At 67.2% G+C, this 24,091-nt stretch carries 27 protein-coding genes; 16 read left to right on the top strand and 11 right to left on the bottom strand.

Features of this window, described 5'->3' with window-relative positions; translation table 11 throughout:
* Window positions 1-11: 11 nt before the first annotated feature.
* On the bottom strand, window positions 12-341 hold the full coding sequence (locus EV662_RS02885; RefSeq protein WP_132460608.1) for an AzlD domain-containing protein: 330 nt from the start codon (window positions 339-341) through the stop codon (window positions 12-14).
* The gene (locus tag EV662_RS02880; protein WP_132460607.1) at window positions 338-1,045 is read right to left on the bottom strand and encodes an AzlC family ABC transporter permease; all 708 of its coding nucleotides are present in this window, start codon (window positions 1,043-1,045) and stop codon (window positions 338-340) included. The genes EV662_RS02885 and EV662_RS02880 overlap by 4 nt, the downstream gene beginning before the upstream one ends.
* 76 nt (window positions 1,046-1,121) lie before the next feature.
* Here EV662_RS02880 and mobA point away from each other — a divergent pair, with 76 nt between their 5' ends.
* Window positions 1,122-1,718 carry a molybdenum cofactor guanylyltransferase MobA gene (mobA, locus tag EV662_RS02875; protein WP_132460606.1) on the top strand — a complete coding sequence of 199 codons (597 nt, stop codon included), beginning with the start codon at window positions 1,122-1,124 and terminating at the stop codon, window positions 1,716-1,718.
* Window positions 1,715-2,578 carry a hypothetical protein gene (locus EV662_RS02870; protein ID WP_132460605.1) on the top strand — a complete coding sequence of 288 codons (864 nt, stop codon included), beginning with the start codon at window positions 1,715-1,717 and terminating at the stop codon, window positions 2,576-2,578. Before mobA ends, EV662_RS02870 begins: the two co-directional genes overlap by 4 nt.
* A 25-nt stretch (window positions 2,579-2,603) precedes the next feature.
* Here the strand turns inward: EV662_RS02870 and EV662_RS02865 are convergent, their stop codons facing one another.
* Both EV662_RS02865 and greA read right to left on the bottom strand, forming a co-directional pair.
* Complete coding sequence (locus EV662_RS02865; protein ID WP_132460604.1) at window positions 2,604-3,656, bottom strand: hypothetical protein; 1,053 nt, start codon at window positions 3,654-3,656, stop codon at window positions 2,604-2,606.
* Between the two features lie 24 nt (window positions 3,657-3,680).
* Complete coding sequence (gene greA / locus EV662_RS02860) at window positions 3,681-4,151, bottom strand: transcription elongation factor GreA (RefSeq protein ID WP_132460603.1); 471 nt, start codon at window positions 4,149-4,151, stop codon at window positions 3,681-3,683.
* A gap of 398 nt (window positions 4,152-4,549) precedes the next feature.
* On the opposite strand from greA, the gene EV662_RS02855 reads away from it, so the two are divergent.
* From EV662_RS02855 to EV662_RS02840, 4 genes are all read left to right on the top strand, one after another.
* The gene (locus EV662_RS02855; RefSeq protein WP_165915493.1) at window positions 4,550-5,419 is read left to right on the top strand and encodes a phosphatase PAP2 family protein; all 870 of its coding nucleotides are present in this window, start codon (window positions 4,550-4,552) and stop codon (window positions 5,417-5,419) included.
* A gap of 138 nt (window positions 5,420-5,557) precedes the next feature.
* A complete protein-coding gene (locus EV662_RS02850) occupies window positions 5,558-7,207 on the top strand; it encodes an electron transfer flavoprotein-ubiquinone oxidoreductase (RefSeq protein ID WP_132460601.1) in 1,650 nt (549 codons plus the stop codon).
* Window positions 7,208-7,306: 99 nt separating this feature from the next.
* The gene (locus tag EV662_RS02845; protein WP_425056985.1) at window positions 7,307-9,022 is read left to right on the top strand and encodes a tetratricopeptide repeat protein; all 1,716 of its coding nucleotides are present in this window, start codon (window positions 7,307-7,309) and stop codon (window positions 9,020-9,022) included.
* Window positions 9,012-9,857 carry a 4-(cytidine 5'-diphospho)-2-C-methyl-D-erythritol kinase gene (locus tag EV662_RS02840; RefSeq protein WP_132460600.1) on the top strand — a complete coding sequence of 282 codons (846 nt, stop codon included), beginning with the start codon at window positions 9,012-9,014 and terminating at the stop codon, window positions 9,855-9,857. The genes EV662_RS02845 and EV662_RS02840 overlap by 11 nt, the downstream gene beginning before the upstream one ends.
* Window positions 9,858-9,872: 15 nt before the next feature.
* On the opposite strand, the gene EV662_RS02835 is transcribed toward EV662_RS02840, so the two are convergent.
* The gene (locus tag EV662_RS02835) at window positions 9,873-10,874 is read right to left on the bottom strand and encodes a polyprenyl synthetase family protein (RefSeq protein WP_132460599.1); all 1,002 of its coding nucleotides are present in this window, start codon (window positions 10,872-10,874) and stop codon (window positions 9,873-9,875) included.
* A 55-nt stretch (window positions 10,875-10,929) separates the two neighbouring features.
* On the opposite strand from EV662_RS02835, the gene EV662_RS02830 reads away from it, so the two are divergent.
* The 3 genes from EV662_RS02830 (at window position 10,930) to EV662_RS02820 (ending at window position 12,180) form a co-directional block, all read left to right on the top strand.
* Window positions 10,930-11,151 carry a putative signal transducing protein gene (locus EV662_RS02830; RefSeq protein ID WP_132460598.1) on the top strand — a complete coding sequence of 74 codons (222 nt, stop codon included), beginning with the start codon at window positions 10,930-10,932 and terminating at the stop codon, window positions 11,149-11,151.
* Between the two features lie 4 nt (window positions 11,152-11,155).
* A complete protein-coding gene (locus EV662_RS02825) occupies window positions 11,156-11,911 on the top strand; it encodes a tRNA1(Val) (adenine(37)-N6)-methyltransferase (protein WP_132460597.1) in 756 nt (251 codons plus the stop codon).
* A gap of 101 nt (window positions 11,912-12,012) precedes the next feature.
* Window positions 12,013-12,180 (top strand): YdcH family protein, encoded by a 168-nt coding sequence (locus tag EV662_RS02820; RefSeq protein WP_132460596.1) that lies wholly within the window; start codon window positions 12,013-12,015, stop codon window positions 12,178-12,180.
* Here the strand turns inward: EV662_RS02820 and yddG are convergent.
* The 4 genes from yddG to EV662_RS02800 form a co-directional block, all read right to left on the bottom strand.
* The gene (gene yddG, locus EV662_RS02815) at window positions 12,171-13,043 is read right to left on the bottom strand and encodes an aromatic amino acid exporter YddG (protein ID WP_132460690.1); all 873 of its coding nucleotides are present in this window, start codon (window positions 13,041-13,043) and stop codon (window positions 12,171-12,173) included. The two genes, EV662_RS02820 and yddG, sit on opposite strands and share 10 nt — an antisense overlap.
* Window positions 13,044-13,177: 134 nt before the next feature.
* Window positions 13,178-13,900, bottom strand: coding sequence for an acetoacetyl-CoA reductase (phbB, locus tag EV662_RS02810; protein ID WP_132460595.1), 723 nt, complete (start codon window positions 13,898-13,900; stop codon window positions 13,178-13,180).
* Between the two features lie 98 nt (window positions 13,901-13,998).
* On the bottom strand, window positions 13,999-15,174 hold the full coding sequence (locus tag EV662_RS02805) for an acetyl-CoA C-acetyltransferase (protein WP_132460594.1): 1,176 nt from the start codon (window positions 15,172-15,174) through the stop codon (window positions 13,999-14,001).
* 139 nt (window positions 15,175-15,313) lie between these two features.
* Window positions 15,314-16,153, bottom strand: a complete 840-nt coding sequence (locus tag EV662_RS02800; protein WP_132460593.1) for an EAL domain-containing protein — start codon at window positions 16,151-16,153, stop codon at window positions 15,314-15,316.
* A gap of 132 nt (window positions 16,154-16,285) precedes the next feature.
* On the opposite strand from EV662_RS02800, the gene EV662_RS02795 reads away from it, so the two are divergent.
* Window positions 16,286-16,855, top strand: coding sequence for a DNA-3-methyladenine glycosylase I (locus EV662_RS02795; protein WP_132460592.1), 570 nt, complete (start codon window positions 16,286-16,288; stop codon window positions 16,853-16,855).
* A 61-nt stretch (window positions 16,856-16,916) separates the two neighbouring features.
* Here the strand turns inward: EV662_RS02795 and EV662_RS02790 are convergent, their stop codons facing one another.
* A complete protein-coding gene (locus EV662_RS02790; RefSeq protein ID WP_243695746.1) occupies window positions 16,917-17,447 on the bottom strand; it encodes a CIA30 family protein in 531 nt (176 codons plus the stop codon).
* On the bottom strand, window positions 17,444-18,001 hold the full coding sequence (locus tag EV662_RS02785) for a TlpA family protein disulfide reductase (protein WP_132460591.1): 558 nt from the start codon (window positions 17,999-18,001) through the stop codon (window positions 17,444-17,446). Before EV662_RS02785 ends, EV662_RS02790 begins: the two co-directional genes overlap by 4 nt.
* 25 nt (window positions 18,002-18,026) lie before the next feature.
* Here EV662_RS02785 and argH point away from each other — a divergent pair, with 25 nt between their 5' ends.
* From argH to EV662_RS02760, 6 genes are read left to right on the top strand one after another with little or no spacing between them, the layout of a single operon-like run.
* Window positions 18,027-19,418 carry an argininosuccinate lyase gene (gene argH / locus EV662_RS02780; RefSeq protein WP_132460590.1) on the top strand — a complete coding sequence of 464 codons (1,392 nt, stop codon included), beginning with the start codon at window positions 18,027-18,029 and terminating at the stop codon, window positions 19,416-19,418.
* Window positions 19,415-19,696 (top strand): YajG family lipoprotein, encoded by a 282-nt coding sequence (locus tag EV662_RS02775; RefSeq protein WP_132460589.1) that lies wholly within the window; start codon window positions 19,415-19,417, stop codon window positions 19,694-19,696. The genes argH and EV662_RS02775 overlap by 4 nt, the downstream gene beginning before the upstream one ends.
* Complete coding sequence (locus EV662_RS19410; RefSeq protein ID WP_165915466.1) at window positions 19,686-19,838, top strand: hypothetical protein; 153 nt, start codon at window positions 19,686-19,688, stop codon at window positions 19,836-19,838. Before EV662_RS02775 ends, EV662_RS19410 begins: the two co-directional genes overlap by 11 nt.
* A complete protein-coding gene (locus EV662_RS02770; protein ID WP_132460588.1) occupies window positions 19,835-20,161 on the top strand; it encodes a DUF2834 domain-containing protein in 327 nt (108 codons plus the stop codon). Before EV662_RS19410 ends, EV662_RS02770 begins: the two co-directional genes overlap by 4 nt.
* A gap of 16 nt (window positions 20,162-20,177) precedes the next feature.
* Entirely contained in the window at window positions 20,178-21,443 is a 1,266-nt protein-coding gene (gene lysA / locus EV662_RS02765) for a diaminopimelate decarboxylase (RefSeq protein ID WP_132460587.1), read from the top strand.
* Window positions 21,444-21,478: 35 nt separating this feature from the next.
* Window positions 21,479-24,079 (top strand): TIGR02302 family protein, encoded by a 2,601-nt coding sequence (locus EV662_RS02760; RefSeq protein ID WP_132460586.1) that lies wholly within the window; start codon window positions 21,479-21,481, stop codon window positions 24,077-24,079.
* Window positions 24,080-24,091 lie beyond the last annotated feature (12 nt).

The raw sequence follows: 24,091 nt of genomic DNA, 5'->3' as shown, positions 1-24,091 counted from the left end.
GCGGACCGGGTCTAACCCAGCAGGTACAGCATCGTGTAAAGCGTGCCGGCGCCCGCGCCGATCGCGGCCAGCACGTTCTTGGTGGCATAGCCCACGCCGAGGGTCGCGATGGCGGCAAGCATGCGCGCCAGGTCGGGCTGGCCGCCGGTCGCCTGGGGCCAGACCACCATCGGCGCGACCAGCGCGGGCAGGACCGCGACGGGGGTATAGCGCAGGTGCCGCAGCAGCCAGTCGGGCAGCTTGCGGTCGCCGATCAGGCCGAGAAACGAAAACCGGATCAGGAAGGTCCCGATCCCGAGCAGCAGGATGATCGCCCAGATCTCGAGCGGCGACTGGGTCATGCGCGCGCCCCCGTCCATAGTTCGACCCGGGCGCCCACCGCCATTGCCGCCACCGCGGCAAGCAGCACGCCCGCCTGGTAGGGCAGGAACGCCAGCGCCAGGGCCACCCCGACCGAGGTGCCCGCCGCCGCCACGTGGGCAAGCGTTCGCAAGGCGGGCGCGACCATGGCGAGGAAGGTGATCGGAACCGCGAAATCCAGCGCGTATTCGGGGGGGATCGCCTGGCCCGCCAGCGCGCCCGCCAGCGTCGCGACATACCAAAGCGGGCAGATCGGCGAGATCGCACCGAAGTAATAGGCCATCCGCTCGCGCAGCGTCATCGCGGGCCGGGCCTCGAACCGGGCCTGGCTGAGCGCATAGGTCTGGTCGACCAGGAAATAGGCCGCGATCGCCCGCTGCCACAGCGGTGCCGCGCCAAGCCATGGCGTGATCGACGCGGAATACATCGCCATGCGCAGGTTGACCGCCAGCGCCGTGACCAGGATCAGCACGGTCGGCGCCTCGTCCACCATCAACTGGACCGCGGTGAACTGTGCGGCGCCTGCGATCACCAGGATGGAAAAGCCCATCACCTGAACCAGGTTCAGCCCGGACTCGGTGGCGACCACGCCGAACAGCAGGCCGAAGGGCACGATCACCAGAAGGAACGGCGCGCCGTGGCGGACGCCGGTCCAGTAGGCCGATTTGAGGGTAGAGACGGGCATGGGCAGGGTCTAGGCTGGGATGCGTGGCCGGGGTACGCGCCGCGGGGCGGACCTGCAACCGGAAAAAGGGGGCGCGATGCGCGTGGTTGGGCTGATCCTTGCGGGCGGCGGGGGGCGGCGGATGGGCGGGGCGGACAAGGCGCTGATCCGGTTGGGAGGCGAGACATTGCTGACCCGGGTCGCGGCGCGGTTGGCACCGCAGGTCGACGCCCTGGCGCTGAGTGCGAACGGACCCGCGGGTGCCTATGCCGATGCCGGGCTGCCGGTCCTGCCCGACGCGCCGCCGGGCGACCGCGGCCCGCTTGCGGGGGTGCTGGCGGGGCTTGACTGGGCGGCGGGGCAAGGGGCGGACGCCTTGGTGACGGCGGCGGTCGACACGCCCTTTCTGCCCCGCGACATGGTCGCGCGCCTGCTGGCCAACGGCGCGCCGCTGGCCGTGGCCGAAAGCGGCGGGCGGGTGCATCCCACCGCGGCGCTTTGGCCCGTCGCGCTGCGGGCAGAGTTGCGCGCGGCCCTTGACCGTGGCGAGCGCCGCGTGGGGGGCTTTGCCCAGGTGCAGGGTGCGGCAAGGGTCGGTTTCGGCCCCGGCGCGGACGGTATCGACCCGTTCTTCAACATCAACACGCCCGAGGACCTGGCCCGCGCCGAACGGGCGCTTGGGGCGGCGCGATGAGGCCGTTCGACACGATCGTGATGGCCGACTGGTCGGCCCGCGCGACGCCCTCGCCGGCGGCGCCCTCGGCCGATGCGATCTGGATCGCGACCTGGCGCGGCGGGGTCGAGGCGGTCACCTATCACCGCACCCGGGCGGCGGGCGAGGCGGCGCTGAGCGCCTTGTTGGAGGCCGAGCGCGCGGCCGGTCGGCGGGTTCTGGCCGGGTTCGATTTCGCCTTCGGCTACCCGGCCGGTTTCGCCCGCGCCCTGACCGGCGTGGCGCGGGCGGCGGCGGTTCGGGCCTGGCTGGCAGGACGGATCGCGGATGATGCGCGCAACCGCAACAACCGGTTCGAGGTCGCCGCGGAAATCAATGCCGGCTTTCCGGGCGTCGGGCCGTTCTGGGGGCGGCCGGCGCGGCCGGAGCTTGTCGACCTGCCGGCGCTGGGCCGCGCGCGGCATGGCCACGGAATGGCCGAGCGCCGTGCCGTGGAACGCGCGGTGCCCCGCGCCCAGACGGTGTGGAAACTGTATACCACCGGTGCGGTCGGGTCGCAGGTGCTGGTCGGGCTGCCGATGCTGCATCGGTTGTCGTGCCGGTTCGGCCCGGCGCTGTCGGTCTGGCCCTTCGATCCGGGGGATGGCGATATCGTGCTGGCCGAGGTCTACCCGTCGCTGATCGACCCTGCCGTGCGCGGCGAGGCGGGGATTCGCGACGCGGCGCAGGTGCGGCTGATGGCGCGGGCCGTCGCCCGGTTGCAGGCGGCGGGACGGCTGGCCGACCTGTTCGCCACGCCCGATGACCCGCAGATCGCCGAAGAGGGCTGGATCCTGGGCGTGGGGCAGGAGACCGCACTTTGCGCGGCACTGATGGCGTAGGCCCGCGCCCCGTTGCCCGCCGGTCCTAGCCGAACATCCCCGCAACGCGGCCCAACAGCATGAAGGCGCGCGCGGTGCGGGTTTCGGCCAGATCGTTCAGTTCCTGATCGGTGGCGGTCGGTTCGAACTCGGCCAGCACCCGGTCGAACTGGCGCAGGAAATGGTGGGCGACATCGCGGAAGATCGGGTCCTGTTTCATCCGGCCCGCGGTCAGCGCAAGGCAGGACCGATCACGCACGCCCCCAAGCGCGGCCACGCTGGCGCCGCGCTCGCCCTGGGCGAATCGGCGCCAGATCTCGGGCCGCGCGCGGTCGGGCGCGAGATCGTCCATGTAGATGCCTTCCTGGCTGAGCAGGGTCAGCACGTCCTGCGCCGAGCGCACCAGCTTTGCCGACATCCGGTCTTCCAGCGCGCGGCGCAGTGCGCGGAACCCTTCGCGGTCATCGGTGGTTTCGGGGAAGTTCAGCGCACGCAGGAATTCGTGGGTTTCCAGCGGCGGCCGCAATGTTTCGGCCGGGGTGCCAAGGGCCAGCGAGGGCTGGGCCTCGGCCTCGGGGGCAGCAGCCGGGGCCGGGGCAGTGGCAGGCGATGGCGCGGGCGCAAGGCGCGCCGGCTCGGGCGCGACGTCCTGTGTTCTGCTGGAGGTGAACGTGGCAAGCGCGCTTTCGGTCTGGCGCTGGGCCGCGACGATTTCCTCCAGCTTCTTTTCCAGCGCCGGGCGGATATCCATGCCGGCGTTTTGCTGTTGCTGGAGATAGCTGTGGCGCAAGGAGTCGATGGCGGCCTGCAGGCGGGCCGATTCCTCGCGCATGATCCGGGCGCTTTTGGCGGTGGCCGCGCCGACCCAGATCAGGGCGACCGGCGTGACGACCGCCAGCAGAACCAGGACGAACCTGAGAGGGTCGAAGCCCGGTTCAGCGTTGCCAAACCGCATGACGGCGAAGAAGGTGCCCGCGATCACAAGCCAAATGACAGAGAGAATCAGGGCGACGATGTCGGTCGCGGTGATCCCCGCCTCGCGGCCGAGCGGCGCGAAGAAGCCCAGGTCGAACGGCTTTTTCTTCGGCCCCTCGGCCATCATACGACTCCTGCCCGGTGCCGCTTAGACGTAGCGGATGCGCAGTACCTCGTAGCTGCGTTCGCCGCCCGGGGTGCGCACCTCGACGCTGTCGCCCTCTTCCTTGCCGATCAGGGCGCGGGCCAGCGGCGACTTGATGTTCAGAAGGCCCTTTTCGATATCGGCCTCGGCCTCGCCGACGATCTGATAGGTCTTTTCCTCGTCGGTGTCCTCGTCGACCAGCGTGACGGTGGCGCCGAACTTGATCGCGCCCGACAGCCGGGCCGGGTCGATCACGTCGGCCAAAGACAAGAGCGCCTCGAGTTCCTTGATGCGGCCCTCGATGAAGCTCTGCTTTTCGCGGGCGGCGTGGTATTCGGCGTTTTCGGACAGGTCGCCATGCTCGCGCGCTTCGGCGATCGCCTTGATCACGGCGGGGCGCTCGACCGACTTGAGCAACTTGAGTTCCTCGTCGAGCGCGGCATGGCCCGCGCGGGTCATCGGTATCTTTTCCATCACTCGCTGTCTTTTGGGGAAGGTTGTTTCGAAAGACCCAAGCAAATTCGCAGCCCCTTTGCAAGCGGGCGCGCGCCGGCGCCGGCGCGGATCGCAGACTGGTCGGAAATGAAGTCGTGGTTCTGCCAAATTGTCGCTGCTTTTTCCCAGTCTGTTGCGGCTCGAACCGGTCGCGCGGAGCGCGGCCAGCCAACAGTCTGGGTGATCGCAGGATGGAACGCACGCGCTTTGCCAGATCCGGCCCTGGCTGCAGGGCAGTCGTCAGGGCCCCCTCTGACGCGCTTGGCCTCATCGACGGGCCCGAGCGTGGTTTTCTGCGTCTTGTAGCACTCTACTTTCTGTGCAGTTTCGCGGTTCTCACCCTTCTGGGCGGCGACGGACCGGCGCGGCTTTGGTCCGTGCTGCTTTCGCTTCCGGAGATCGCACTGCAGGTTTTCGAGGGGGCGGCGGTGTTTCTGGTCGGGCTGGCCGTTCCGCTTGCCTTCCTCCGGAACGGCGCGGGCCGGTCGCGCGCCGGAGGTGCGGTGTTCGTGGCGCTGGCGGGCACCCTGTTCCACCTGACCTTCCTGACGATCAAGACCAGCCTGCCGGACATCGTGCCCTTCTTCGCGGACCCCGCCCTGTCCCGGTTCGATTCCTGGCTGCATGGCGGTATCGCCCCCTGGGAACTGACCCACGGGCTGCTTGCGGGTGTGCCCGCCTGGATCTTCGAGCGGCTTTATATAGACGTCTGGATCGTCGTCATCTTCTGTTTTCCCGTCGTGGTGACCCTTGCCGATGGCGATGCGCGGCGCCGCGCGCGGTTTTTCGCGCTCTACGTCTTTGTCTGGGTCGGTATCGGCAATGTTCTTGCCCTGGCAGGCATGTCGGTGGGGCCGGTCTATCATGATCGGCTGACCGGGCTGGACGTCTTCGGGGGGCTTGACACCGCGCTCGCGGCATCGGGGATCGCAGCGACCTATACCGGCGCCCTGCAGGACACGTTGTGGTCCCTGTACGTCGACGGTCAGAACTCCGCCGCGTCGGGCATATCGGCCTTTCCAAGCGTGCATGTGGCGATGACGACGCTGGTCGCGCTCTATATCTTCGAGCGGGTTCCGCGGGCATGGCCGCTCTCGCTTTTGCTGGTTCTGGGCTATCTTGTCATGTCGGTGCATCTGGGCTGGCATTATGCAGTGGACGGCTATGCCTCGATCCTGTTGGTGGGGGCGGTCTGGGGCGTCTTGCGGCGCGTTTCCCGGTCGCGCGAGACCCTGTTTTCAGCCTGAAGTGTTCCGGATACTTGCCGATTGCTGCTCTGCAGCGAAATTATGTTGCGTTTCAATTGAATTGGCGTTCAGGCTGCGCTAACGGTTTCCCGGATGCAGTCCGGGCACCCGACGGGGCCTGTCAGAAGGGGTAAGCACATGGCCGAGATCGAGCGGGAATCGATGGACTATGATGTCGTGATCGTGGGCGCGGGTCCGGCGGGCCTGTCGGCTGCGATCCGGCTCAAGGAGCTCGACGCCGATCTTTCCGTCGTGGTGCTGGAAAAGGGGTCCGAGGTGGGCGCGCATATCCTGTCGGGCGCGGTCCTGGACCCGACCGGGTTGAACACGCTGTTTCCCGACTGGAAAGAGCGCGGCGCGCCGATCACCGTGCCGGTCAAGGAGGACAATTTCGTTTTCCTGGGCGAAGCGGGGAAGATGCGTCTGCCGAACTGGCTCATGCCGCCGCTGATGAACAACCACGGCAACTACATCGTCTCGATGGGCAATGTCTGCCGCTGGCTGGCCGAACAGGCCGAGGCGCTGGGCGTGGAAATCTTCCCCGGCATGGCGTGCTCGGAAATCGTCTGGGGCGAGGGGGACCGGGTAAAGGGCGTCGTCGCGGGCGAGTTCGGCAAGAATGCCGATGGCACGCCGGGGCCGAACTATGAACCCGGCATGGAATTGCATGGCAAGTATGTCTTCTTCGCCGAGGGCGTGCGCGGGTCCCTGTCCAAGCAGGTGATCGCGAAATATGGCCTGTCCGAAGGCCGCGATCCGCAGAAATTCGGCATCGGCATGAAAGAAGTCTGGGAGATCGACCCCGCCAAGCACAAGGAGGGGACCGTCACCCACACCATGGGCTGGCCGCTCGACGGAAATGCGGGCGGGGGATCGTTCATCTATCACGCCGAGAACAACCAGCTGTTCATCGGGTTCGTGGTGCACCTGAACTATGAAAACCCGCACCTGTATCCGTACATGGAGTTCCAGCGGTTCAAGCATCACCCGATCGTCGCCGACCTGCTGAAGGGGGGCAAGCGCATTGCCTATGGCGCGCGGGCGATTTCCGAGGGCGGTTATCAGTCGGTGCCCAAGGCCGCCTTCCCGGGCGGGGTGCTGCTGGGCTGTTCGGCGGGTCTGGTGAACGTGCCGCGGATCAAGGGCAACCACAACGCGATGATGTCGGGGATCGAGGCCGCCACGGCCGCCGTCGCCGCGATCAAGGCCGGCCGTGCGGGCGATACGCTTGAGGAATACGATGTCGCGCTGCATGCCGGCGCCATCGCCAAGGACCTGAAGCGGGTGAAGAACGTCAAGCCGCTGTGGTCGCATTACGGGAATTTCCTTGCCACCGCGCTGGGCGGGTTCGATATGTGGGTGGCCAACCTCACGGGCTGGAACCCGCTGGGCACGCTGCACCATGCCAAGACGGACGCGGCCCATACCGGTAAGGCAAAGGATTTCCCGAAGATCGATTATCCGAAACCCGACGGGGTGCTCAGTTTCGATCGTCTGACCAACGTGGCGTATTCCTTTACCAACCACGAGGAAAGCCAGCCCTGCCACCTGCAGCTGGTCGACCCGGAGGTGCCGGTACAGGTGAACCTGCCCGAGTTCGCCGAGCCCGCGCAGCGCTATTGCCCCGCGGGCGTCTACGAGGTGGTCGAGAAGGACGGCAAGGCGGAATTCGTCATCAATTTCCAGAACTGCGTCCACTGCAAGACCTGCGACATCAAGGATCCCAGCCAGAACATCACCTGGGTCACGCCGCAGGGCGGTGACGGGCCGAACTATCCGAACATGTAACATCCGCGCGACGGGGGCGGGGTTTCGGGGCGCGGGCCGGGGCGGCGGATTGCCTTGTCCGGCGCCGGGCTCTACCTTGCAGCGCAGATCAATCGGAGTGTGTCCTTGGGTTCCTGTCTCCCGCGCCTTGCCCGCCTCGCGGTCGCCGGCCTTGCCGTTCTGACGCTGGCCACGCCGCTGCGTGCGCAGGATGGGTTGTCCGGGGCCTATCTGGCGGCGCGCCAGGCCAGCATGTACAGCGATTACACGGCTGCCGCGCGCTATTACGCGGTGGCGCTGGCGCGCGATCCGTCGAACCCGCGGCTTCTGGAAAACGCGATGATGGCCTATCTGGGCCTGGGCGAGATCGACCGCGCCATACCGATCGCGCGGCGCCTGGAAACCGGCGCCAATGCCAGCCAGGTGGCCAACCTGGTGATCATCGCCGACCAGATGAAACGCGGTGCCTGGGACGAGTTGCTGGCCGATTTCGACGCCGGCCGCAGCGCCGCGCCGCTGGTCGATGCGCTGATCCGGGCCTGGGCCCGGTTCGGCCAGGGGCGCATGTCCGAGGCACTGGAGGCGTTCGACGCGGCCTCGGAGCAGACCGGCCTGAAGGCGTTCGGGCTGTATCACAAGGCGCTGGCGCTGGCGGCCGCGGGCGATTTCGAGGGCGCCGACCATATCCTGTCGGGGGCGGCAGAGGGGCCGTTGCGCGCCACGCGGCGCGGCGTGATCGCCCATGCCGAGGTCCTGAGCCAGCTGGACCGTCAGGACGATGCGGTCGAACTGATCGACGAGGCCTTCGGGCGCGAGGCCGATCCCGGCGTCGCCCGGTTGCGGGCCCGGCTAACCGCGGGCGAGGCGCTCCCCTTCGATCTGGTCGAGGATGCGACCCATGGCGCGGCCGAGGTTTTCCTGACCGTCGCGGGCGCGCTGAACGGCGATGCGATGGACAGCTACACGCTGATCTATGCCCGGCTTGCCGAATTCCTGGCCCCCGGGAACACCGATGCGGTGTTGCTGTCGGCTGACCTGCTGGAATCGCAGGAGCGTTATGAATTGGCGATCGCGGCCTATGCGCAGGTGCCGCGGGATGACCCCGCGTTCTATGCCGCCGAGATCGGCCGCGCCGAGGCGATGCGCCGCTCGGGCGATATCGAGGGGTCGATCGGGGTGTTGCAGGCGCTGGCCGAGGATTTCCCCGATATCGCGATCATCCATGTCACGCTGGGCGACACATTTCGCGGCGAGGAACGCTATGACGACGCGCGGCAGGCCTATGACCGGGCCATCGCGTTGTTCGACGAACCCGCCCGCGCCCAGTGGATCGTCTATTACGCCCGCGGCATCGCGCATGAACGGCTGGACATGTGGCCCGAGGCCGAGGCCGATTTCCGGCAGGCGCTGGAACTGGAACCGGGCCAGCCGCAGGTGCTGAACTATCTGGGGTATTCCTTCGTCGAGATGAAGACCAACCTGGACGAGGCGCTGGACATGATCGAGCGCGCGGTCGAGGCGCGGCCGGGCGACGGTTACATCACCGACAGCCTGGGCTGGGTGTTGTACCGCCTGGGCCGTTACCAGGAGGCGGTGCCGCACATGGAACGTGCCGCCGCGTTGATGCCGGTGGATCCGATCGTCAACGACCACCTGGGCGACGTCTACTGGGCGGTCGGGCGCCGGAACGAGGCGCGGTTCCAGTGGCACCGCGCCCTGTCCTTCGATCCCGAAGAGGACGAGGCCGACCGCATCCGCCGCAAGCTGGAGGTGGGGCTGGACCGCGTCCTGGAAGAAGAGGGGGCGCCGCCCCTCAGTGCCGCCAATGACGGTTGAGGCCTTCGCGCCCGCAAAGATCAACCTGACCCTGCACGTCACCGGACAGCGGGCAGACGGCTATCATCTGCTCGACAGCCTGGTGATTTTCGTCGATGCGGGCGACCGCCTGCGTCTTTCGCCCGCGGATGACCTGACCCTGAGGGTCACCGGCCCGCGGGCCGAGGGGGTGCCCTGCGACGGGCGCAACCTGGTGCTGAAGGCGGCCATGCTGTTCGGCTGTGAGCGGGGGGCGGCGATCACGCTGGACAAGCACCTGCCCGCCGCGGCCGGGATCGGCGGCGGGTCGTCCGACGCCGCGGCGGCGCTGCGCGGGCTGGCCGAGCTTTGGAACCTGCCGCTGCCAGATCCGGCGGCGGTGTTGTCGCTGGGGGCCGATGTGCCGGTCTGCCTGCGGCCCCGGGCCTTGCGGATGCAGGGCGTCGGCGAGACGATCACCGAGGGCCCGCGCCTGCCCGAGCGGATGGGGCTGTTGCTGGTGAACCCGGGGGTCGAGGTCTCGACCCCCGCGGTGTTCAAGGCGCTGACCTGCAAGACCAACGCGCCGATGCCGCACCCGCCGGGCTGGTCCAGCGCGGCGGTGATGGCGCATTGGCTGGCCGAACAGCGCAACGACCTGGAAACGCCCGCCCGCCGGCAAGCGCCGGTCATTCGCGAGGTCCTGGATGTGATCGCGGCGACCGAGGGGTGCCTGCTGTCACGCATGTCGGGATCGGGCGCGACCTGCTTCGGCATCTATGACAGTCGCGACGAAGCCGAGGATGCGGCACGCCTGATCGCCGCCGGGGCGCCGCAATGGTGGGTGCAGGCCGCCAGCCCCTATAGCGCGGCGTGAACGCGCAGCAGGGCCCTAGTTGATCCGGGCAACCACGTAGTCGGCTAGATCCGTGAGCATGTCGCGAATCTCGTGGTCGGGCAGATGCGTCAGCGCCTGTTTCGCGCGGGCGGTCCAGGCCATGGCTTCGGCGCGGGTTGCCTCGATGGCGCCGTGCTTGTCCATCAGCATCAGCGCATGGTCCAGGTCGCCGTCACGCTGGTCGCCCTTTTCGATGGTGCGCTTCCAGAAGGCGCGCTCCTCGTCATCGGCGGCGGCCACGGTCTTGATTATCGGCAGCGTCAGCTTCCGTTCGCGGAAATCGTCGCCGATGTTCTTGCCGGTGGCCTTGGCGTCGCCCGCCACGTCCAGCAGGTCGTCGACGATCTGGAACCCCACCCCCAGCGCATCGCCATAGGTATGCAGCGCGCGGACCTGTTCCTCGGGCATGCCGGCGATCACGCCGCCGACCTCGGTGGCGGCGGCGAACAACGCGGCCGTCTTGCCGCGGATCACCTTTAGATAGATGTCTTCGGTGGTTTTCAGGTCACGCGCCGCGGTCAGCTGCAGCACCTCGCCCTCGGCGATGACGGCGGCGGCATTCGACAGGATGTCCAGCACCCGCAGATTGCCGGGGGCCACCATCAACTGGAAGGACCGCGCGAACAGGTAGTCGCCCACCAGAACGCTCGACTTGTTGTCCCAAAGCAGGTTCGCCGTGGGCCGCCCGCGCCGCTGGCCGCTTTCGTCGACAACGTCGTCATGCAGCAGGGTCGCGGTATGGATGAATTCCACCGTCGCGGCCAGGTAGACATGATAGGGCCCGTCATAGCCGCACATCCGCGCCGCCGCGATGGTCAGCATCGGCCGCAGCCGCTTGCCGCCCGCGCCGACGATATGCGCCGCGACCTCGTCGATCCGCGGGGCATATTCCGACCGCATCCGTTCCCGGATCAGCAGGTCGACCTGTGCCATTTCCTCGGTCAGAAGGGCGGCCAGGCGTTCATGCGGTTTGGTGACTGCGTCGTCCAAGCCCATCACGGCCTCGTCAGGTTGCTCGACAAAGGGATCCTTCTGCCCTTAAGTCGCTGTCATGAAAGAACTCATCCGCACCAATGACCCGACGGTAATCGCCTTTGTCTCGGCACTGCTTCAGGGCGAGGAGATAGAGTGCTTTCCGATGGATGTCCACATGAGTGTTCTCGAGGGGTCGATAGGCGTTTTGCCGCGCCGGATCATGGTGGCCGATCGCGACCTGTTCATCGCGCGGGCGATCCTGCGCGACAACGGGATCGAGGTGAACGAGGGGTCCTGAGGGCGTGGAGGACCTGACGCATGACCTGTTTCTTGGCGGCCGGCTGAAAATCCGCCAGCCCCGATCTGGCTATCGTGCGGGGGTGGACCCGGTGTTGCTGGCCGCCGCCGTGCCTGCGCGAACGGGGCAATCGGTGCTGGACCTCGGGTGCGGGGTGGGGGCGGCCAGCCTGTGCCTGGGCGCGCGGGTGCCGGGGCTTTCGTTGTTTGGCGTCGAACTGCAGGATGGCTATGCCGAACTGGCCCGTCGCAATGCCGCCGAGAACGGGATCGACCTGGTGGTGACGGGTGCCGATCTTGCCGCTCTGCCCGTGGATTTGCGGGCGCGCAGTTTCGATCACGTTATCGCGAACCCGCCTTATTTCCTGCGGGCGCAAGGCAGTGCCGCCCCCGATGCCGGCCGCGAAACGGCGCTGGCCGAGGCGACCCCGCTGACGCTTTGGGTCGAGACCGCAACCCGCCGGCTGGCCCCGGGCGGCTGGCTGACCCTGATCCAGCGCGCCGAGCGCCTGCCCGAGCTTCTGGCGGCGCTGGATACACGCCTGGGTAGTGTCGATCTGTTGCCTTTGGCCCCAAGGGTTGGGCGGCCGGCAAAGCTGGTCATCCTGCGGGCGCGCAAAGGCGCGCGCGGCACGTTCAGGCTGCATAGCCCTTTGATTTTACACGAAGGTTCCCGTCACGAGCGGGACGCCGACAGCTATACCCCGGCGGTTTCCGCGGTGCTGCGGCACGCCGCCGCACTTCCCTGGCCCGGGCGATGAAACCCGTTAAGCGCGAATCCTTGATTTTCAAGGGCGTGACACGACTCGGTTTTCGTGCTGCACTCTGCTTCTAGGCTGTTACCAGGAAAGGAGCACCGATCATGAACCTGAGTTCGCATCTGCAGGAACTCCGCAAGAAGCACCAGGCGCTCTCGGCCAAGGTCGAAGAGGCGCAGCGAACGCCTTCGGCGGACGGCCTCCATATCGCGGACCTCAAGAAGCAGAAGCTCAAGATAAAGGAACAGATCGAGCGGCTGTCTCAGGCCTGAGCCTGCCGGGCGCTGGCCCATGCGGCCAGCGCGGCGCCCCCCGTGATCAAGACCGCGGCGGCAAAGAGTATGGGCGTGGGGGCAGCGATCCCCGCGCCGACGAGGACCAGCGTCGACAAGAGCGGCGCGGCGTAACTGGCCACGCCGAGCAACTGGATATCGCCGCGTTTCACGCCGATGTCCCAGACATAGAAGGCCAGCCCGACCGGACCCATCCCCAGCGCCAGCATGCTTGCCCAAGTGGCGGGATCCGTGGGCCAGACGGTTTCCTCCAGCGCCAGGTGCAAGGGCAGGGACAGCGCGGCCGTGGCCAGGCAGAACACCGCGACGCTTGCCGTCGGGATCGCGCCCAGGCGGCGGGACAAAACCGAATAGCCCGACCAGGTCAGCGCGCAGAGAAGTGCAAGCCCATAGCCGGGCAGGGCCGCCCCGTCGAACCCCACCGCCCCGCGGGCCACGATCAGCGCCGCCCCGGCGAACCCGGCCACTGCGCCGATCACATGCCCCATGCGCAGCCGTTCCCCGGGCAAAAGCCCCGAGAACAGAACGATCAGCAGCGGCCAGAGATAGGCGATCAGTCCCGCCTCGGCCGCGGGCGCCAGGCGCAGCGCCGAGAAATACAGCGCATGATAGCCGAACAGCCCAGCGGTGCCAAAAGCATAGACCCGGAACGGCACTTGCATCAGCAAACGTGCCTCGCCCGTCGCCGCCAACCAGACGATCCCGATCGCACCGCCGATGGCAAAGCAGATCGCGTTCAATTGCAAGGGCGGCACCGGTGCCGAGCCCACCGTGAAAAGCGCCAAGAGCGCCCACAGAAGGACAGCGATGAATCCGATGGCGGTGGCGCGGGCAGGGGGCATCGGCGCAGGTATAGATGCCATGTACGGTGTCCGCCAGACGGTTCCACCGACACCTGACAAAAAAGGAGAGAGCGCGGCTCTCTCCTTCTTCTGGCTTCAAATATCCTCGCCGAAGGCCGGCGCCGGCAGGCGCCTCAGACGAAGAATTGCGCGCCGTTGGCAGAGATGGTCGAGCCGTTGATGAACTCGGCCTCGTCGGCGGCAAGGAAGGCCACGCAGCGCGCGATTTCCTCGGGTTCGCCCAGCCGTCCGGCCGGGATCTGGCCGATGATCGCCTCGCGCACCTTTTCCGGCACCGCCATCACCATCTCGGTCGCGATGTAGCCCGGGCAGATCGCGTTCGCGGTGATGCCGAAGCGGGCGCCTTCCTGCGCCAGCGACTTGACGATGCCGAGATCGCCGGCCTTGGTCGCGGCATAGTTCACCTGGCCGAACTGGCCCTTTTGCCCGTTGATCGAGGAAATGACGATAATGCGGCCGAACTTGCGCTCGCGCATGCCGGGCCAGACCGGGTGGATCGTGTTGAACACGCCGGTCAGGTTGGTGTCGATCACCTCTTTCCACTGTTCGGGCGTCATCTTGTGGAACGGCGCGTCACGGGTGATGCCCGCGTTCGCCACCACCACGTCGATCGGGCCCAGCTCGGCCTCGACCTTCTCGATCCCGGCCTTGGAGGCGTCGTAATCGGCGGCGTTCCACTTGAAGGTGGGGATGCCGGTTTCATCGGTGAATTTCTTCGCGGCTTCGTCATTGCCGCCATAGGTCGCGGCGACGCTGTAGCCCGCGTCTTTCAGGGCCTTCGAAATGGCCGCGCCGATGCCACGTGTGCCGCCGGTGACGAGTGCAACTCTTGCCATGATTCCTCCAGGATGGGTGCCGGTTGTTCGGAAACGGTGTTACGGAAAATGAAATGGGCGCGCAACAATATTGCGCGCCCATTTCAAATTCGGGCCGCTTACGGCCGTTCCACACACATGGCCACGCCCATGCCGCCGCCGATGCACAGCGTGGCCAGGCCCTTCTTGGCACCGCGGCGCTTCATCTCGAACAACAGCGTGTTCAGGATACGCGCGCCCGAGGCACCGATCGGGTGGCCGATGGCAATCGCGCCGCCGTTCACGTTCACGATCTCGGGGTTCCAGCCCATGTCCTTGTTGACCGCGCAGGCCTGGGCGGCGAAGGCCTCGTTCGCTTCGACCAGGTCCAGGTCCTCGGGTTTCCAGCCGGCCTTTTCCAGCGCCTTGCGGCTGGCATGGATGGGGCCCACGCCCATGATCGAGGGATCGAGCCCCGCGGTCGCGTAGGACACGATACGCGCCAGCGGTTCCAGCCCACGCTTCTCGGCCTCGTCGGCGGACATCACCAGAACGCCCGCGGCGCCGTCATTGATTCCGCTGGCGTTGCCCGCGGTGACGCTGCCGTCCTTGGTAAAGGCGGGGCGCAGTTTCTGCATGCTGTCCAGCGTGGCGCCGTGACGGATGTATTCATCGTCCGCAACGACGGTTTCGCCCTTGCGGTGGGTGACGGTGACGGGAACGATCTCGTCCTTGAACTTGCCGGCCTTCTGCGCGGCCTCGGCCTTGTTCTGGCTGGCCAGCGCGAATTCGTCCTGCTGCTCGCGGCTGATCTGCCATTTCTCGGCGACGTTCTCGGCGGTCTGGCCCATGTGATAGCCGTTGAAGGCATCCCACAGCCCGTCACGGATCATCGAATCGATGAACTTCATGTCGCCCATCTTGTGGCCCGCGCGCAGGTGCGCGACGTGGGGCGACAGGGTCATGTTTTCCTGCCCGCCTGCGGCGACGATGGCGGCATCGCCAAGTTGAACATGCTGGGCGGCCAACGCGACGGTGCGCAGGCCCGAACCGCAGACCTGGTTGATCGACCAGGCGGCCGATTCGATGGGCAGGCCGGCATTGATATGGGCCTGGCGGGCGGGGTTCTGCCCCTGACCCGCGGTCAGCACCTGGCCGAGGATGGTCTCGGAAACCTCCGCCTTGTCGATGCCGGCACGTTCCACCAGCGCTTCCAGCATGACGCGGCCCAGTTCATGGGCCGGCACCGTCGCGAAAGAGCCGTTGAAACTGCCGACCGGCGTTCGCGCGGCCGAGACGATCACTGCGTTGGTCATGGATTCGGGTCCTTTCCCCCTGGGTGGCGTATCGCGGCGCACTATAGGGGATGCAGACGCAGAGCGGCACCCCCCGTCAGCGACGGCGGATGCCAAAGAGGCAATGGGTTGCCGGTTTGCTGTGGCGCAGCAATTCGCCTCAGGCGCGGCGTTTTTCGCGCCCCTCGCGCCAAGGCGGGACCAGCGAGGGCGCGCCGAAGGCAAAGCCCTGCATGCAATCGATCCCATTGGCCGCCAGCCAGGCCGCATCGCGCGCGGTTTCGACGTTTTCGGCCACGGTGAACATGTCGAAATGTTGCGCGATCGAGATCAGCGCCGATGCGAGAACCTGGTTGTCGGGGCTGTCGGCGATGCCCCGGATGAATTGCCCGTCGATCTTGAGGATGTCGAAATAGAACTCGCGCAGATAGCGGAAGGCGGTATAGCCGGCCCCGAAATCGTCCAGGGCGAAGGCAATGCCCTTGGCCTGCAGTTCGCGCATGAAGACGCAGACGAGATCGGGCATCACCATGGCCGAGCTTTCGGTGATTTCCAGGATCAGACGTTCGGCCACGGTGGCATCCCGGGCAAGACCCTGGTCGAGCGTCTTTTTCCAGCGGGGATAACCGATCGAACGGGCGGACATGTTGATCGCAAGGCGCAGATCGGGCGCCTCGGCCAGGGCGATCAGGCCCATTTCGAGGGCAAGGCAGTCGATCACGCGGCCCAGTTCGGTCGTTTCGATGGTTTCGATGAAGTCCCGCGCGGGAATCACCCGTCCGGTATGGTCAAGCACCCGGATCAGCCCCTCGTAAAAGGCGACCTGCCCGTGTTCGACGGCCTGCACGACCGGCTGGAATGCCAGCAGCACATCGCGTCGTTCCAAGGCACGGTGCACCGTTTCGATGGTATCCCGATCGCGTTGGACGATGGCCGCGGAAAGCGGGCTTTCCTGCCCCGGTTCGAGGATCACGCTGGGGTCGATCTTGGCGCTCGGCATGCTTTTTCTCCGCTACGTCGGCCACCAGTTGCGGGGAAAGCCGTTAAGGGCGAATGAATGTTCGTATTTGGTTCCAATTTTCCATAGCTTGTCGGCAAGGGATCAACCGGTTGGAATAAATAGGAGAACCAGATGGGAGAACGCTGTGGGTGGTGCGGAATCGATCCGGTTTACGTTACGTACCATGATACCGAGTGGGGCGTTCCCGAGCGCGACGGCCGCGCGCTGTACGAGAAACTGATTCTCGACGGCTTTCAGGCCGGGCTGTCCTGGATCACGATCCTGAAGAAGCGCGAAGCGTTCCGGGCGGCCTTTGCCGGCTTTGATCCCGAGGTCATCGCGGGATGGGGCGAGGCCGATGTGGCACGTCTTTTGGCCGATCCGGGAATCGTTCGTCACCGGGGCAAGATCGAGGCCGCGATCGGCAATGCGCGCGCCTGGACCGAGATCGAGGCGCGCGAGGGGTTCGCCGAGTTCCTGTGGCGTCACGTGGATGGGCAGCCGGTGCAGAACCGCTTTGCCACGCTCGCCGAGGTGCCGACCGAAACGCCCCTGTCGCGCCAACTGTCGAAAGAGTTGCGCGCGGCGGGGTTCCGGTTCTGCGGGCCGACCATCACCTATGCCTTCATGCAGGCGGTGGGCATGGTGAACGATCACCTGGTGACCTGTCCGCGCCATGATGCGGTGGCGGCGCTGGGCTAGGGGGCTTGCACTGCTGCGGCGCGGGCGGTCGGCCGGGGCCGAGGGTGGGCGGCCTGGCCGCCTAGTAGAACCCCAGGCCGGACAGCATGACATCCGCGGACTGGTCGCGCCCATAGGCGGCGATGCCGAGACTCTCGACAGAATCGGGGCGGGGTGTCGCGCGCTGGAACCCGCCCTTGGGCCGGAACGCCGTGAACGGGATGCGGATTTCGCGCCAGTCGGCGGTGGTCTCGAACGGCGCCTGGTAGAATTGCCACGGCATCCGCAGGCCGCGCATGCGCAGGTGGACATAATAGCGCTGGCCATCGCCGCGCACCCGCAGCACGAGGCCCTGGGCCCCGGGCGGGATGTCGATGTCGCGGCGCATCTGGATGAAACCGCCGCGATTCGCGGTGCTGACCATACCCGAAAGCCGCAACAGGCCCTGGCCGTCGTCTTCCGAGAAATCGGCATGGCCTTCGGATATTCCGCCCATCACCCGGTCGCTGAGAAACGACCAGGCCTGTGCGCTGTCCCGGGTGATCGGCTGCATCTGTTCGGTCGCCTCCGCGGGCAGGGCCAGCGCCAGGATCAGCGCCGCCGCAAGTCTCATGATCCGTTCATCAGCGCGGCGATGATGGCCCGGGCGCTGTCGCTGTCCCATTCGGCATCGCCCTGCATCCGGGCGACTTCCTGTCCATCGGGGTTCAGGATCACCGTCAAGGGCAGGCCCATCACGCCCATGCGGCGGGCCAGCACCGAGTTCGCGTCGCGCCATTTCGGAAGATGCGCGATCCCGAGTTCCTCGAACAGGCGGTCGATCCCTTGAGGCGAGTTCCGACCCGTGGCCACCGTCACCACCGCGAAATCGTCGTTGCCAAGCGTCGCTTCGAGCCGGTCGAGCGACGGCATTTCATGGCGGCAGGGCGGGCACCAGGTGGCCCAGAAGTTCAGCACGACCCATTGGCCGAGATATTCCGAAAGGCCGCGGTCGTGGCCCTTTTCGTCCACCAGGACGACCTCGGGGACGGGTTTCGGCTCGGTATGGAAATTCAGCTTTTTCATGCCGCCGTCGCGCAGCGCCTCCAGCGCCGCGATATCGGCATGGGCGGCGTTTGCACCGAGCGCGAGGGCCGTGTAGAGGACGAGCGACCTGATGAAAGACATGTTTCCCTCCGAAGGGCCCTTGCAGATGACCCAGGACCAATCAAACGCGATGTGGGGCGGCCGTTTCGCCGCCGGGCCGGACGCGATCATGGAGGCGATAAACGCCTCGATCTCGTTCGACAAGCGGCTTGCCGCCCAGGACATCGCAGGCTCTCGCGCCCATGCCGCCATGCTGGCGGCCACCGGCATCATAAGCGATACGGATGCGGACGCCATCCGGGAAGGGCTGCTCACGGTCTTGTCAGAGATCGAGGGCGGTGCGTTCGCGTTCTCGACGGCGCTGGAAGACATCCACATGAACGTCGAGGCGCGCCTGAAAGAGGTGATCGGCGAGCCTGCCGGGCGGCTGCACACGGCGCGGTCGCGCAACGACCAGGTGGCGACCGATTTCCGGTTGTGGGTACGTGACCAGATCGACGCCGCGGTGACGGGGCTGCGGGCGCTGATCGGCGCGCTGCTGGTTCAGGCCGAGGCCGGCGCCGACTGGGTGATGCCGGGCTTCACCCATCTGCAAACCGCCCAGCCCGTGACCTGGGGCCATCACATGATGGCCTATGTCGAGATGTTCGCCCGCGACATGGGCCGGTTTTCCGATGCGCGCGCCCGGATGAACGAAAGCCCCCTGGGCGCGGCGGCGCTGGCCGGCACCTCTTTCCCGATCGACCGGTGGATGACGGCCGAGGCGCTGGGTTTCGACCGGCCGATGGCCAATTCGCTGGACGCGGTCAGCGACCGGGATTTCGCGCTGGAGTTCCTGGGTGCGGCCTCGATCTGCGCGATGCACCTGTCGCGTTTCGCCGAGGAACTGGTGATCTGGTCCTCGGCCCAGTTCCGGTTCGTGACGCTGTCGGATCGTTTTTCCACCGGCTCCTCGATCATGCCGCAGAAGAAGAATCCCGATGCCGCGGAACTGATCCGCGCCAAGATCGGGCGCATCTTCGGGGCCAATGTCGCGCTGATGACGGTGATGAAGGGCCTGCCCTTGGCCTATTCCAAGGACATGCAGGAGGACAAGGAACAGGTCTTCGACGCTGCCGACAACCTGATGCTGGCGCTGGCCGCGATGGAGGGGATGGTGCGCGACATGAGCGCGAACCGCCCCGCGCTGGAAGCCGCGGCGGCCAGCGGGTTTTCCACCGCGACGGACCTGGCCGACTGGCTGGTGCGCGAACTGGGCCTGCCCTTCCGCGAGGCGCATCACGTCACCGGGCGGCTGGTCGCCATGGCCGAGGCCAAGGGGTGCGACCTGCCGGACCTGTCGCTGGCCGACATGCAATCGGTCCATGCCGATATCCGGGCCGATGTCTTCGACGTGTTGGGGGTGCACAACTCGGTCGCCAGCCGTGTAAGCTATGGCGGCACCGCGCCCGAACAGGTGCGGGCGCAGGTCGCGCGCTGGAAGGAAAGGCTGGGATGAAACGGATCGCCCTCGTGGCGGCGCTGGGGCTTGGGGGGTGCGGCGCGCCCTCGGGCGAGGTTGCCGTCAGCCCCGAGGGCGAGACCGCGGCGGCCGTCACGTCGGGCGCTGTCACCGTGGCGGGCGGACCGGGCGGCGCGGCGGCCTCGGTCAAGGTCGTCGACACGGCCAGCACCGATGTCCGCTTTGGCACCGATGGAGCGGCCGTTTCGGTGCGGCCCGGCGGGCTGCCGGTGCGGCTGGGCCTGGGAACGGGAGGAATTCGCCTTGGCTTCTAGATTCGTAATTGCAGGCGCGGTTATGGCGATGCTGGGGGTTTCGGGCTGCGGCGTGGACGGCCCGCCCGAACGGCCCGGCGGCACGCAGGTAAGCGTCGGCGGCACCGTCGAGATCGGCGTGAGCGGAGGAGGACCCCGATGACGCCCCTGAGACTGATCTTTCTGGCGCTTGCGATCTGGGGCGCCATCCATCCGATGTATTATTTCCTCAGCTGGTTCTTTGCCAACGGCCAGGATTTCCAGGGCATGATCGACGCGTGGTATGTCAACGACAGCACCACCGGGCTGGTCTGGGACCTGACGATTTCCGCCATCGCGCTGACGGTCTGGATCCTGGCCGACAGTTTCAAGCGCCGCGACTGGCTGGGGCCGCTTGCGATCCTCGCGCTCGGCATCGGGGTGTCCTGCGCCTTGCCGCTTTACCTGTTCCTGCGCTCGCGCCCGGCCAGGGCCGAGGCCACCTGACCCACCCGGAGCCCCGATGGACCATTTCCTGTATCGTGACGGCGTTCTGCATGCCGAAGACGTCCCCCTGCCCGAGATCGCGGCAAGGGTCGGCACGCCCTTCTATTGCTATTCGGCGGCGACGCTGACCCGCCATTATCACCTGTTCGACGAGGCGCTGGCGGGCACCGATCACCTGATCTGTTATGCGATGAAGGCGAATTCGAACCTCGCCGTGGTCAAGCTTATGGGGGATCTGGGCGCGGGGGTCGATGTGGTCTCGGGCGGCGAATACCTGAAGGCGCGGGCCGCCGGCATACCCGGTGAACGGATCGTGTTTTCCGGCGTCGGCAAGACGCGCGCGGAAATGCGGCTGGCGCTGGAAGGCGGCATACGGCAATTCAACGTCGAGTCCGAACCCGAAATGGAAGCGTTGAACGAGGTGGCGCTGTCGATGGGTGCGGTGGCGCCGATCACCGTGCGGGTGAACCCCGATGTCGACGCGCAGACCCACGAGAAGATCGCCACCGGCAAGGCCGAGAACAAGTTCGGTATCCCGATCGCCAAGGCACGCGCCGTCTATGCCCGTGCCGCGACCCTTCCGGGGCTGAAGGTCGTGGGCATCGACGTGCATATCGGCAGCCAGCTGACCTCGCTGGAGCCGTTCGAGTTGGCCTATGCCAAGGTGGCCGAGTTGACGCGGGCGCTGCGCGCGGACGGCCATTCGATCACGCGGCTCGACCTTGGGGGGGGGCTGGGTATCCCCTACGAGAGATCCAACGCCGCACCGCCCCTGCCGCTGGAATACGGCGCGATGGTGCGCCGCGTGGTGGGCGACCTGGGCTGCGAGATCGAGATCGAGCCGGGCCGCCTGATCGCGGGCAACGCGGGCATCCTGGTGTCGCAGGTGATCTATGTGAAAGAGGGCGAGGGGCGGAACTTCCTGATCCTCGATGCCGCGATGAACGACCTCGTCCGGCCCGCTATGTATGCCGCCCATCACGACATCGTCCCCGTGATCGAGCCCGCGCCCGGCGTCGAGCAGGGCGCCTATGACGTGGTGGGCCCGGTCTGCGAAAGCGGCGATACCTTCGCCAAAAGCCGGATGTTGCCGCCGCTGGCCGAGGGCGACCTGGTCGCCTTCCGCTCGGCCGGGGCCTATGGCGCGGTGATGGCGTCGGAATACAACATGCGCCCTCTGGTCCCCGAGGTTCTGGTCAGCGGCGATCACGTCGCCGTCATTCGCGAACGGCCGTCCTTTGACGAGATGATAAACCGAGATACCATTCCCGAGTGGCTTTGACCGGCACTTCGGCCGGTCCGCCACGGGATGGGAGCATGACCGACCGGACCCCGAGTGTCGAAACAGCCCTGAAAGCGTTGCGCTGGCCGCTGCGTCTGACGCGGGCCGGGATGGTGGCAGAACGCCTGACCTTGGCCTTCTGGCCGCTGTTCAGCCTGCTGCTGAGCGTGGCCGCCTTGCTGGCCTTTGGCGTGCACGAGATGGTGCCGCACGGCTGGGTGCTGGGGGGGCTTGCGGTGTCGGGGCTGGCCACGGTTGTGGCGCTTGGTCTGGGGATCCGCGCCTTTCGCTGGCCATGCCGGGCCGAGGCGCTGGACCGGTTGGACCGCACCTTGCCGGGGCGTCCCATCGCGGCGCTGGGCGATATCCAGGCGGTCGGGGCGGGCGATTCGGCCTCGGAGGCGGTCTGGCGTGCCCATGTCATCCGCATGGCCGAGCGCGCCCGCGCCGCGAAAGCGGTCAAGCCTGACCTGCGGGTGGCCGCGCGCGACCCCTATGCGCTGCGCTATGTGGCGCTGACGGCATTTACCGTGGCGTTGGTCTTCGGGTCGCTCTGGCGGGCGGCCACGGTCACGGACCTGGCCGGGGCCGGGGGCGCCGCACTCGCGGCTGGGCCGTCCTGGGAAGGCTGGGTCGAGCCGCCGGCCTATACCGCCAAGCCCAGCCTTTACCTGAACGACATCGACGCGGGCCCTTTGACCGTTCCCCATGGCAGCCGCCTGACCTTGCGGCTTTATGGCGAAGTGGGCGCGCTGGACGTGCGCGAGACGGTCTCGGGGCGCCCGATTCCCGAGGCCGGCCCCGAGGGCGCCGATGCCATGGCGCAGAGCTTCGAGGTGGTCCGCCCCGGCGAGCTGGCCATCGAGGGACCCGGCGGGCGCATTTGGCAGATCGTTCTTACGCCGGACCGGGCGCCCGAGATCGCGTTGGACGGGCCGCTTTCCGTCGAGGCGAATGGCCAGATGAGCCAGCCGTTCGTTGCCGAGGACGATTACGGCGTGGTGGCGGGGCGGGCGACGATCACGCTGGACGCGGCAACCGTCGACCGGCGGTTTGGGCTCGTTGCCGAACCCGACCCGCGCGAGCCGCTGGTTCTGGACCTGCCGATGACGATCACGGGCGACCGCCGCGATTTCGGCGAGACGCTGATCGAGAACCTGTCGCAGCACCCTTGGGCGGGGCTGCCGGTTCAGATGGTTCTGAGTGCCGAGGACGCATTGGGCCAGCAGGGCGCAAGCGCACCCGAGACGATGGTGCTTCCCGGTCGGCGTTTCTTTGATCCCTTGGCGCGCGCGGTGATCGAACAGCGTCGCGACCTTCTTTGGACCCGCGACAACGGCGCCCGCGTGGCCCGCCTGTTGCGTGCCGTCAGCCACCGCCCCGACGAGGTTTTCCGCGACGAGGGCGCCTATCTGCAGCTTCGCGTCGCGATCCGCCGACTGGAGGCAGGCGTCGCGGCGGGTCTGACCCCCGAGACCCAGGACGAGATCGCCGCCGCATTGTGGGACATCGCCGTTCTGATCGAGGAGGGCGACCTGTCGGATGCCGCCGAACGCCTGCGCCGCGCGCAGGAGCGGTTGGCCGAGGCGATGAAGAACGGCGCCAGCGACGAGGAAATCGCCGAGCTGATGCAGGAATTGCGCGAGGCGATGCAGGACTACATGCGCCAGTTGGCGCAGCAGCAACAGCAGGACGGCCAGCAGCAGGCGCAGAACCAGCAGGACATGCAGGAGATCACCGGCGACCAGTTGGAACAGATGCTGGAGCAGCTGCAACAACTGATGGAAGAAGGCCGCATGGCCGAGGCGCAGCAGCTGTTGGAAATGCTGCGCCAGATGATGGAGAACATGCAGATCACCCAGGGCCAGGGCGGTCAGCAAACCCCGGGCCAGCAGGCGATGGAGGGCCTGGCCGAGACCCTGCGCGAACAGCAGGGCCTGAGCGACGAGGCGTTCCGCAACTTGCAGGACCAGTTCAACCCAGGTCAGCAGGGCCAGCAAGGGCAACAAGGCCAGCAAGGGCAACAGGGCCAGCAAGGTCAGGGGCAAGGTCAGGGCCAGCAAGGCCAGCAATTCGGCCAGGGTCAGGGCCAAGGACAGGGCCAGCAACCCGGCACGCAGGGCCGCGAGGGCGACCTGGGTCAGGAACTGGCAGACCGCCAGCGGGCGCTGCAGCGTGAACTGGAACGCCAGCAGCAGGGGCTTCCCGGCCTTGGCGGATCGCCAGAGGGCGAGGCGGCGCGCGATGCGCTGGACCGTGCGGGCCGGGCGATGGGCGAAGCCGAAGAGGCGTTGCGGGGCGATGATCTGGCCGGTGCGCTGGACAGTCAGGCCGAGGCCATGGAGGCCCTGCGCGAAGGCATGCGCAACCTGGGCGAGGCGCTGGCCCAGAACCAGCAGAACCCGGGTCAGCAGGGCGAGGGCATGGGCCAGGCCCAAGCCGGCGACCGCCGCGATCCGCTGGGCCGCGAGCAAGGCGCGATGGGCCGGGTCGGCACGGACGAAGAAATGCTTCAGGGCGAAGATGTTTATGGCCGCGCGCGCGAATTGCTGGATGAAATCCGCCGCCGTTCGGGCGAACAGGAACGGCCTGATATCGAGCTGGATTACCTGCGCCGGTTGCTTGACAGGTTCTGAACCGGGCCCGGA

Source organism: Rhodovulum marinum, assembly GCF_004343075.1.
In the GTDB taxonomy this organism is placed as follows: domain Bacteria; phylum Pseudomonadota; class Alphaproteobacteria; order Rhodobacterales; family Rhodobacteraceae; genus Rhodovulum; species Rhodovulum marinum.
This window is presented reverse-complemented; position numbering and strand designations above follow the sequence as displayed.